11 protein-coding genes are annotated in these 9,958 nt (G+C 41.2%); 8 read left to right on the top strand and 3 right to left on the bottom strand.

Annotation, left to right across the window (positions count from 1 at the left end):
• Positions 1–173 precede the first annotated feature (173 nt).
• Positions 174–803 (bottom strand): LabA-like NYN domain-containing protein, encoded by a 630-nt coding sequence (locus OGM63_RS23120; RefSeq protein ID WP_263748015.1) that lies wholly within the window; start codon positions 801–803, stop codon positions 174–176.
• A 142-nt stretch (positions 804–945) separates the two neighbouring features.
• Positions 946–2,535 carry a methionine--tRNA ligase gene (gene metG / locus OGM63_RS23115; RefSeq protein ID WP_263748014.1) on the bottom strand — a complete coding sequence of 530 codons (1,590 nt, stop codon included), beginning with the start codon at positions 2,533–2,535 and terminating at the stop codon, positions 946–948.
• 546 nt (positions 2,536–3,081) lie between these two features.
• On the opposite strand from metG, the gene OGM63_RS29650 reads away from it, so the two are divergent.
• Both OGM63_RS29650 and OGM63_RS29645 read left to right on the top strand, forming a co-directional pair.
• Positions 3,082–3,303 carry a 1-acyl-sn-glycerol-3-phosphate acyltransferase gene (locus tag OGM63_RS29650; protein ID WP_318528530.1) on the top strand — a complete coding sequence of 74 codons (222 nt, stop codon included), beginning with the start codon at positions 3,082–3,084 and terminating at the stop codon, positions 3,301–3,303.
• 66 nt (positions 3,304–3,369) lie between these two features.
• A complete protein-coding gene (locus OGM63_RS29645; RefSeq protein WP_318528529.1) occupies positions 3,370–3,624 on the top strand; it encodes a hypothetical protein in 255 nt (84 codons plus the stop codon).
• A gap of 53 nt (positions 3,625–3,677) precedes the next feature.
• Here OGM63_RS29645 and OGM63_RS23105 read toward each other — a convergent pair whose 3' ends face one another.
• On the bottom strand, positions 3,678–3,881 hold the full coding sequence (locus OGM63_RS23105; protein ID WP_263748013.1) for a hypothetical protein: 204 nt from the start codon (positions 3,879–3,881) through the stop codon (positions 3,678–3,680).
• Positions 3,882–3,941: 60 nt separating this feature from the next.
• Here OGM63_RS23105 and OGM63_RS23100 point away from each other — a divergent pair, with 60 nt between their 5' ends.
• From OGM63_RS23100 to OGM63_RS23075, 6 genes are all read left to right on the top strand, one after another.
• The gene (locus OGM63_RS23100) at positions 3,942–5,078 is read left to right on the top strand and encodes an RNA-guided endonuclease InsQ/TnpB family protein (protein ID WP_263748012.1); all 1,137 of its coding nucleotides are present in this window, start codon (positions 3,942–3,944) and stop codon (positions 5,076–5,078) included.
• Between the two features lie 313 nt (positions 5,079–5,391).
• Positions 5,392–6,207, top strand: a complete 816-nt coding sequence (locus tag OGM63_RS23095; protein ID WP_263748011.1) for an alpha/beta fold hydrolase — start codon at positions 5,392–5,394, stop codon at positions 6,205–6,207.
• Positions 6,208–6,348: 141 nt separating this feature from the next.
• Complete coding sequence (locus tag OGM63_RS23090) at positions 6,349–6,555, top strand: hypothetical protein (RefSeq protein ID WP_039743233.1); 207 nt, start codon at positions 6,349–6,351, stop codon at positions 6,553–6,555.
• Positions 6,555–6,902: a type II toxin-antitoxin system PemK/MazF family toxin gene (locus OGM63_RS23085; RefSeq protein WP_263748010.1), complete on the top strand. Its 348-nt coding sequence runs from the start codon at positions 6,555–6,557 to the stop codon at positions 6,900–6,902. The genes OGM63_RS23090 and OGM63_RS23085 overlap by 1 nt, the downstream gene beginning before the upstream one ends.
• 161 nt (positions 6,903–7,063) lie before the next feature.
• Positions 7,064–8,242 (top strand): YcjF family protein, encoded by a 1,179-nt coding sequence (locus OGM63_RS23080; protein WP_263748009.1) that lies wholly within the window; start codon positions 7,064–7,066, stop codon positions 8,240–8,242.
• A gap of 169 nt (positions 8,243–8,411) precedes the next feature.
• Entirely contained in the window at positions 8,412–9,887 is a 1,476-nt protein-coding gene (locus tag OGM63_RS23075) for a leucyl aminopeptidase (protein ID WP_263748008.1), read from the top strand.
• The last annotated feature ends 71 nt before the right edge of the window (positions 9,888–9,958 follow it).

The raw sequence follows: 9,958 nt of genomic DNA, 5'->3' as shown, positions 1-9,958 counted from the left end.
GAGAGGGGGGAGACAAGGGAGAGGGGGGAGACAAGGGAGAAATTTTTCCCCCTTGTCCCCTTGTCCCCTTGTCCCTTTGTCTCCTTGTCCCCCTTGATCACGCAGTCCCCCTTGATCACGCAGTCCCCCTTGTCTCTCCAACTCCTTGTCTCCCTGTCGATGCTTCTGTTGCTTCACTCTTGAATTTCTAGATGTCCGTCAATCTCTCCGGAATCTTCTAAAAAACCGATACCAGATAAGGGACGATATGGATAGGTTTGGCGAGGGGTTTTTTGGATGTCTTCTTTAATGGCTTCTAGGTCGATGTAGCGATCGCTTACGTTAATTAAACTGTCGCTGGTCATTGAGCGCAAACTCACCACTTCTACCCGCACTCCACGATAGCTAACTGAATTGACTGCGTAAGCCAAATCTCCATCGCCACTAACTAACACCGCTGTATCATATGAATCTACCAAAGCCATCATATCTACCGCAATTTCCACATCGAGGTTGGCTTTTTTTGAGCCATCTGGTAACTGCACCAAATCTTTAGCAATTACTCGATACCCGTTGCGACGCATCCACAACAAAAATCCCTGTTGTTTCTCGTTTGTCCGGTCTACACCTGTATAGAAAAATGCCCGCAACAATCTAGAACCACCCGTCAATCGGCACAAAAGCTTGGTGTAATCTATTTCTATTCCCAGTTGCAGCGCTGCGTAAAATAGATTTGAACCATCAATAAAAATAGCTACACGACCGCGATTTTCCAAAACTTGTTCTGGGGTAAATATTGAGTCGTTTTCCAAGTTATTCAACATTGTTGTCATACCTAAATTTTTATCCTTGTAATAATTGATACTAATTTATCGTTGTTCTTCAAAAGTCAGAGCTGCTTATTATAAGCTTGAAAGCTTATCAATTAAGCCGCGCTAATTTTGTTGACAAAAGAAATTGAAAAAACTAATCGTTTTTTGGCAGTTCGATGCGTTGAAAAATTGGTTTTGGTGTACCTAACTTTTGTTCATTGCTGAGTATTCCCCATGTTGAATGGATCGCAAAAGGTGCAGCACTTGAACTTTCTATTTGCTGATTAAAGTTGATTTTGAAGCCCAATTGCTCATAAATATCACTACTGATATCCGGAATAATTGGGGACAACAAGTAAGCTGCTAGCCTCACTGATTCTAGAACTGCATACAGTACTTGCTCTAGCGTCTGGGTTTGCCCTTGCTTATACAATGTCCAAGGTGCTTGGTCGTCGATAAACTTATTGCCGGCTCGCACCAGACTTAAGATAGATTCGCAGGCTTGATTAAAAGCTAACGCTTCATAAGCATTTTTTACCTGTTTGCCTAAATTTAAACCAATAGCTTTCAACGGATTTTCATCAGTGATATCTTCTTTTGTAATTGAGGGGACATTTCCAGCGCAGTATTTTTTCACCATGTTCAAAGTGCGATTTAGCAAATTTCCTAGATCGTTTGCCAAATCTGCATTTAAAACATTGATGAATCTAACTTCATTAAAATCGCCATCTTTGCCAAATTCGATTTCCTTAAGGAAGTAATAACGAACTGAAGAAGCACCATAAGTTTTAACTAAAGCCACGGGATCGAGAGTATTACCAAGGGTTTTCCCCATTTTCTGATTATCTTTGGTCAAGAAACCGTGTCCAAATACTCTTTCTGGTAGTGGCAAATTGGCTGACATTAACATTGCGGGCCAGTAAACTGCATGAAAGCGGAGGATATCCTTACCGATTAAATGCAAGTTGATTGGCATCCATTTGGATAAAGCATTTTCTAAAGTCGGTTCTGCGTCTGCTTCGTTTAAGGCAGTTATGTAACCCAGCAAGGCATCAAACCAGACATAAAGGGTTTGTTTGGGGTCAACTGGTACTGCAAAACCCCAGTCCAGATTTACCCGTGATATGGAAAAGTCCTGCAAACCCTGATTTACAAAGTTGAGGACTTCATTTCGACGGCTTTCTGGTTGAATAAAATCTCGTCTCGACTGGTATAATTCTTGAAGTTGGCTTTGATATTTGGATAAGCGAAAGAAGTAGTTTTGCTCGTCTCGCCATTCGACTTCTTTGTTGGTGTGGATGGGACAGTGGTGTCCTTCTAACAAATCCCGTTCTTCTTTAAATTCTTCACAGGAAACGCAATACCAGCCTTTTTGTTGTCCCTGGTAGATGTCCCCGGCTTCCCAGACTCGCTGGAAGAATTCTTTGACGATCGCTTCATGACGCGGATCGGTAGTCCGGATAAAGCGATCGTATTGAATGTTTAACAATTTCCACAAAGAAAGAAAACTCGGCACAATTCCATCGCAGTATTCTTGTGGCTTCAGCTCTTTGCTTTCTGCGGAGCGCTGAATTTTCAGTCCATGCTCATCTGTGCCTGTAATCAGCAGTACCCGGTGTCCTAATAGTCTTTGGAACCGTGCTACCACATCAGCTGCGATCGTTGGATAAGCGCTGCCCATGTGGGGGAAATCGTTTACATAATATAGCGGTGTTGTTAGTACAAAGGTCTTTTCTGTATCCACTCTTTTATCTTGCAGAATTAAAAACAACTTGTTAAAACAGTTTTGTCACAAACTTATGTGTTAAAAAACACGTCATTATATAATAATGTTACCGGACTTTAAAAGAACAATTTAATATTAGCAAATTTATTTGCTAGGCGATTGTTCGCTCTCTAAGCATAAATGCAGAACTTTTTTGCTTGAACAATAATAAATCAACAAGTCTTAAGCAGAAAGATGAAGGCTGAAAAGTAAGGATTAATTTGCTACAAGCCTTACCCCTTTGTTGATGGGCTATTTTATTGCCTATACTCACCACCTTCAGTAAACAAGCTTTTTTTCACCATTTATTATGGCTGAAAATAGCAGGCATCAGCTCTTACGAAAAGTTTAACTGATGATATAAATCAGACATTTCTATCTTAAGATTGTCGTTGTTATAGTAAAGAAATGTAAAACTTATCTCAGAAAAATGCATTATTTTCTCAAAAATATATTCACTAAAGTATGAGTGTAAATAGCCCTCTGGACATTTCTCGCTCGTTTCTAGCGACGATTTCAACAAAAATGTTTCGCTATTACGAGGAGCGCATTCCCCAAGATGCAAGTGTCTTGGTGGTGAGCAATCATCGCAGCTTCATGGATGCACCAGTTTTAATGGAGGCGTTGTCAAATCCAATTCGCTTTGCCTGTCATCATTATATGGGGCAAGTACCAATTATGCGATCGTATTGTTACCCGACAATTGGGCTGCTTTCCTTTAGAAAGTCCAGAAAACCGGCAGCATAGCTTTTTTCAGCAGTCTCAGAGGCTTTTGCTGTCAAAGCAGATGGTGGGGGAATTTCACCAGAGGATTTGCTCATTTGGCAAAGTAGCGATCGCTTTTTTGAGGATTTAGCAATTTTGCCCATCGCGATCGCTTCTTTAGAAGAAATCAGCACTTCTGCTTTACGCTTAAGGGTGTTGAGTTTGTTTGACCCTTCACAACCTTTATTCAATCAACCAGGTTTGCATTCCTTGGTGATTTATCGTCGCAAAGCCCGTGTTGATTGGTCGTCCCTATTGGATTATGCCCCAACACAAGGAAAAATACCACGGGAAACAAGGTAAAAAAGTTGTAGCCGAATTGACCAAGTTAATCGCGCCGGGCAAGCCCCTAAATTCTATTTATGGGGGCTAGGCGCAGGCGAATTTATTCGCCGTCCCCACTCCTCAATTAATTCGCTAGCGCTCAAGCCTCTTCTTTGTGCTTCCAATTTAATATTTTCCCAAACCGTAGGTGTTAGCACTACGGTTCTTTTGGCTTTAACTTCATCGTGCAGTATTGGTATATTCTTTAATCTTTTTTGTCCTTTTTTAGTTGTCATTTTTTAGATATGCAGTGTATACTAGATATAGTATAGACAATCAAAGAAGGTGATGCAAGAGTGTTGGTACTAGAATATAAAGCAGTTGTCAAAAAAGCCCAATTATCAGCAATAGACGAAGCTATTCGTACAAGTCAGTTTGTACGAAATAAAGTGCTTAGATACTGGATGCATAATCGCGGCGTTGGCAAGAAAGAACTATATATGTACAACACTCAATTAAGAGCAGAATTTAAATTTGTTAATGATTTAAACAGCCATGCTTGTCAGGCTTCAGTAGAAAATGTAGAACGAGCTATTAATCGATTTTTCGATAATTGCAAGAAAAATAAACCGGGGAAAAAAGGTTATCCAAGGTTCAAAAAACATAGTCGTTCAGTTGAGTACAAAGTTTCAGGATGGAAGCTTCACCCAACAAAACGCCGCATCACTTTTACTGATAAAAAAGGTATTGGCGAACTCAAACTGTTAGGTAAATGGGATATTCATCAATACCCTATTGAACTAATCAAACGAGTTCGGATTGTGCGTAGAGCGGATGGTTGTTATGTTCAATTTTGCTTAAAGATTGATCATCACTCAATAGCACCACCAACTACATCAGAAATTGGTATTGATGTTGGTTTAGAGTATTTCTACTCTGATAGTAACGGCAATCATGAAGAGAACCCGCACTTTCTACGCAAGGCAGAACAGGAGATTAAGCGGGTTCAACGTAACATTTACAAGAAGAAAAAAGGGTCGTCTGGTAGAAGAAAAGCGCGTGGTGTTTATGCTCGTAAACATTTAAAAGTAACAAGACAAAGGGATGAACATGCGAAGAGACTCGCACGTAACTTAACCCTGGCTAACGCTAAGGTAGTCTTGGAAAATTTAAATATTTCCGGCATGGTAAGAAACCACAAGCTAGCTAAGAGTATCTCTGATGCTTCTTGGTACAACTTCCGCCAGTGGCTCGAATACTTTGGTGTGAAATTTGGTAGAGAAATCATTTCGGTTCCTCCTCATTTCACAAGTCAAGATTGTAGTAATTGTGGTGCAAGAGTTCAAAAATCTCTCAGCACTCGCACTCATTCTTGCCCACATTGCGGACACATAGAACAACGTGATGTGAATGCTGCCCAAGTAATTTTAAGGAGACACCTCCGTGCGGGGGTGGAGGAGTTTGAGGAGAGTGGCGTTCGTGCTTTCCTCTAGGGGTGGGCAACCCCAAAGTAACGCCAGTCGAGATGTTTCCTCTACTTCTATTGGTCGTAAGACCTGTAAAAGCAAGGAACGTCAGTGACGCTGGAATCCCCCGGATTTATCCGTGGGGAGTGTCAAAGAACACTGTCATGGCGAAATTGCGTTCATTGTTGCGTGAAGGTTGTTATTAATAAATGGGGCATTGGGCATTGGGCATGGGGCATTGAAAGAATGCTATTAGAATAGAACGCTTATCAAAAATCAAGCGTCTTTAATTCGAGCGTGCCCATTGCCCATTGCCCATTGCCCATTGCCCAATTGACTAATGACTACTCCAAAAGTTGAGCTAAAACCGTTTTTTTTAACACCTAAAAGACTAAAGCCAGAGTATCCACTCTTGGTATACTTACCAGGTATGGATGGAACGGGTCAATTATTGCGATCGCAAACCGCCGGTTTAGAAGCCGGCTTTGATGTGCGTTGTCTTGCGATTCCACCAAAGGATTTAACCGATTGGGACGATTTGACTGGGAACGTATTGGACTTGATCGATCAAGAATTGGAAAAAAGCTCTCCTAGACCAGTTTACTTGTGTGGTGAGTCATTTGGGGGTTGTTTGGCGATGAAAGTAGCGATCGCTTCACCCCAGTTGTTCAAGCGAATTATTCTCGTTAACTCGGCTTCGGCTCTAAATCTTCGTCCTTGGTTGAATTGGACATCGCAACTAACCAACATGGTACCGGGATACCTTTATGATGTTGGTGCATTGGGGCTATTGCCATTTTTAGCATCTTTGGGGAGAGTTGGACGAGGCGATCGCCAAGAACTTCTCAAGTCAATGCGTTATGTACCACCAGAAACCGTACTTTGGCGAATATCATTATTACGAGATTTTAACGTTGATGACAAACAGTTACGTACCCTGACTCAACCAATTTTGGTAATTGCTGGTGCTGACGATCGCCTTTTGCCTTCTGTAACTGAAGCCGAACGTTTAGTTAATATTTTACCTAACGCCAAAATGGTAGTGTTACCTCATAGCGGACACGCTTGTTTGTTAGAAAAAGATATTTATCTTTATGAAATTATGAAGAAAAATAACTTTTTAGAAGATCCGGAAAAAGCCGTTTCTAAATTATAGATAAATTGATTTTTTATAGATGAAGATGAAAACGATTTAATTAAAGCATAAAGAAGCAAGATTTACATAAAATAACCGATATTTTTTCAAATCTTCCTCATCTCAAACATTAATGAAAATTAAACCTAACCGAAGAAAGTGATGAATATAAAGCTTGTTGAATCCTTATTAGAAGTAATTCTTGCTTTACCAACAGAAGAACGTTTATTGCTCGAAAAAAAGTTATTTGGAAATATTCCCTATCCTTCTAGTAATGAACTTATGTATCTTGCTGAAAAAGGAAAAGCATTTGACTTTTTGCATGATGAACCGGATTTATATTCTCTCGAAGACGGAGAACCTGTTTAGTGGCACTGAATAAAGGAGATATTGTTCTAGTTCAGTTTCCATTTACTGACTTAAGTCAGACTAAGTTACGTCCTGCTGTAGTTCTTCTGGAAAACACAAGTTTGAATGAAGTTACACTCTGTTTCATTTCATCACAAAATATTGAGAATATCAGTTCGGAAGAATTTGTCTTAAGTACTTCAGATGCGGAGTTTATAGAAACTGGTTTACGAGTAGCTTCTAAAGTTAGAGTGACTCGAATTGTTACCCTGCAACGTCAATTGATAATTCGACGCTTAGGCAAGTTAGGAGGAAAGCAAATACAGATTCTAAATGCAATTATGCTTCAAGCATTCCAATTAATATAATAATTAAATTCATCCTGACATCAAAATTAAATGGCTATATGTCTTTTGAGTAATAGTGATATTGAAATTTCCTGTAACGATTTCCCCTTAGAGAGAGATGTCAAGCTCCTCGCACTTTCGTTACAAGTTAAGTAGAAAGACTTGTAGGACATTGCTCAATAATGAAAGACAAATCCCAAACAGAAATCGAGGTGGAAAATTACGTTAATTCACCAAAAGCAGATTCAGAAATAGAAATTAAGGTGCATTCAGAAGAAGATACACCGTCTGTATTAGAAGCGTTTGCTAGCTCTGTAGGTGGTGCAGTTGGAGGTGCAGTTGGGGTAGGATCGGCATCTGTAGAAATAGCAGTAGGCTTGGGAGAAGTAGCCGCAAAACAAACACACAAGCTAATTGAACAAGCAACTCACACCGCTGGAGAGGTAGTTACTCAGATAAGTGAAAACTGGCTAATTAGAAAATTAGCTGGAGTGTTAAATCTAAATTGGCTGATTGGTGTGAGTGATAAAGTTGATTTAGCAAAAGCCGAAGCTGAAGTAAAACAACTACAGCAACAGCATCCCCAAGAATCACCCAGCCAAATTGCCCATCGGATTATGCTGGATAAAGCAACTAAAGCAGGGGGAATTGGACTAGCTACAAGTATTTTACCAGGTGAAGCGTTGGCGCTGTTCGCAGTTGATTTGGCAGCAACAACACAATTACAATCAGAAATGCTTTATCAAATTGCATCTATCTATGGGCTGGATTTAAAAGATCCGGCACGTAAAGGTGAAGTTTTAGCGATTTTTGGTTTAGCTTTTGGTGGTAGTCGTCTTTTAAAAGCAGCAGGATTAGGTTTGCTGCGAAATGTACCTTTTGCAGGTGCGGTGATTGGTGCTAGTTCTAATGCGACAATGATATATTCGTTGGGATATGCAGCTTGTCGATTTTATGAAGCAAAGCTGGATGAATCGACTTCGTTGACTTCAAAAGCAACACTTGCAGAGTTAAAGAAGCAGAGCGAAAATTATTTAGAAAAAGCGATCGCTCAAGAAGCGATTATGGATCAAATTCTAGTTCACATGATCCTTGCTAGCCATCCAAGTCAGACTTGGGAAGAAATTTTGCCGAACTTGCAAGCATTAAACCTCAGTCCAACATCAAGAGATGCGATCGCACAAAACATCAAATCACCCCAACCTTTAGATACATTACTTAATCAACTCAACCCCGACTTTGCAGTACCTTTACTCGCTCAATGTTATAGAATAGCCCAACTGAACAACAAAACTACATTAGAAGAAGCAAGAGTGATTAAAGCGATCCGCTCTAAATTTAATATTTCTGTTAAAAGGTAGAGACGCGATTAATCGCGTCTCTACAATGTTAGTGGTTAGTGCTTAGTGGTTGTTATCCCCCTTGTCCCCCTTGTCCCCCACTCCCCCACTCCCCCCCTCTCCCGAAAGAAGCACGAAAAGCGGATTTTACGCAATACTGGTACAAGAACTTTTACAGAGAATATCACAAATGGAAATTCTACCAATTAATACGTCCCTCTTAGAGTGGAAGGGAGATGGTTTGGCGATTGGATTATTTGAAGATGCAGTAGAATTGACTGGGGAATTGGCGACTTTAGATGAAAAAGTCGGTGGTGTTTTAAAAGAACTGATCGCCGAAGAAGAATTTAAAGGTAAAGCAGGTAGCAGCATTTCCACGCGCTTAGGTAGCGATCGCAAGAGCGTGCGAAAGCTGATAATAGTAGGTTTGGGAAAACCTGATGCTTTGAAATTAGATAGCTTGCGTCGTGCTGCTGCATCTGTGGCACGATTAGCCAAAAAGCAAAAATGCAAAACTCTTGCAATTGACTTGCCAATGTGGAATAATAATCCAGAGGCAACAGCGCAAGCGATCGCCGAAGGTATAGAACTAGCACTTTATCAAGATACTCGCTTCAAGTCGGAAAACGAAGATAAAGGATCACAAATAGAAACAGTACATTTACTAGGTTTAAGCGGGCAAGAAGCCGCAATTACCCGCGCAAATCAAATCACTTCTGGGGTAATTTTGGCGCGACAGTTGGTAGCAGCACCAGCGAATGCTGTCACCCCAATTACGATGGCAGAAACCGCTCAAGCGATCGCCACCGATTACGATTTGCAAATAGAAATTCTCGAACAAGAAGACTGTGAAAAGCTGGGGATGGGCGCTTTTTTAGGAGTAGCACAAGCTTCTGACTTGCCACCGAAATTTATTCACCTCACCTACAAACCCCAAGGCACACCCAGACGCAAACTAGCAATTATCGGTAAAGGTTTAACCTTTGACTCTGGCGGACTCAACATCAAAGGTGCTGGTAGCGGCATCGAAACGATGAAAATTGACATGGGTGGTGCAGCGGCTACATTGGGTGCTGCAAAAGCAATTGCTCAATTAAAGCCCGATGTGGAAGTGCATTTTATCTCAGCGGTGACTGAAAACATGATTAGCGGTCGCGCCATGCACCCAGGGGATGTGTTGACAGCTTCTAACGGCAAAACAATCGAAGTGAACAACACCGATGCTGAAGGACGTTTAACCTTGGCTGATGCTTTGGTATTTGCAGATAAATTAGGAGTAGAAGCGATCGTTGATTTAGCTACCCTTACAGGTGCTTGCTTAATTGCCTTAGGAGACGATATCGCCGGGTTGTTTACTCCTGATGATGCCGTAGCTAAACAGTTAGAAACCGCATCTGACACCGCTGGAGAAAAAATATGGCGTCTGCCAATGGAAGAAAAATACTTTGAAGGGTTAAAGTCTGGCATTGCCGACATGAAAAACACCGGTCCCCGTGCAGGTGGTTCAATTACCGCAGCTTTATTCCTCAAACAGTTCGTCAAAGATACCCCTTGGGCACACTTAGATATAGCCGGACCCGTTTGGACAGATAAAGAAAACGGTTACAACGGTTCTGGGGCAACCGGTTTTGGCGTTCGCACCCTCGTTAACTGGGTGCTAAGTTAAAGATTGGGCAGGGGACAAGGGGGACAAGGGGACAAGGGGGACAAGTGGACAAGGGGACCAAGCAAGAATAG

It is taken from the genome of Plectonema radiosum NIES-515 (assembly GCF_025753815.1).
GTDB classification, from domain to species: Bacteria; Cyanobacteriota; Cyanobacteriia; order Cyanobacteriales; family Nostocaceae; genus Hassallia; species Hassallia radiosum_A.
This window is presented reverse-complemented; position numbering and strand designations above follow the sequence as displayed.

Excerpts from the sequence above, each read along its gene's own strand:
- OGM63_RS23075 (WP_263748008.1), top strand. The coding sequence starts at position 8,412 with ATGGAAATTCTACCAATTAATACGTCCCTCTTAGAGTGGAAGGGAGAT.
- OGM63_RS23080 (WP_263748009.1), top strand. The coding sequence starts at position 7,064 with ATGAAAGACAAATCCCAAACAGAAATCGAGGTGGAAAATTACGTTAAT.
- OGM63_RS23090 (WP_039743233.1), top strand. The coding sequence starts at position 6,349 with ATGAATATAAAGCTTGTTGAATCCTTATTAGAAGTAATTCTTGCTTTA.
- OGM63_RS23120 (WP_263748015.1), bottom strand. The coding sequence starts at position 803 with ATGTTGAATAACTTGGAAAACGACTCAATATTTACCCCAGAACAAGTT.
- OGM63_RS29650 (WP_318528530.1), top strand. The coding sequence starts at position 3,082 with ATGTTTCGCTATTACGAGGAGCGCATTCCCCAAGATGCAAGTGTCTTG.
- OGM63_RS23105 (WP_263748013.1), bottom strand. The coding sequence starts at position 3,881 with ATGACAACTAAAAAAGGACAAAAAAGATTAAAGAATATACCAATACTG.
- OGM63_RS23095 (WP_263748011.1), top strand. The coding sequence starts at position 5,392 with ATGACTACTCCAAAAGTTGAGCTAAAACCGTTTTTTTTAACACCTAAA.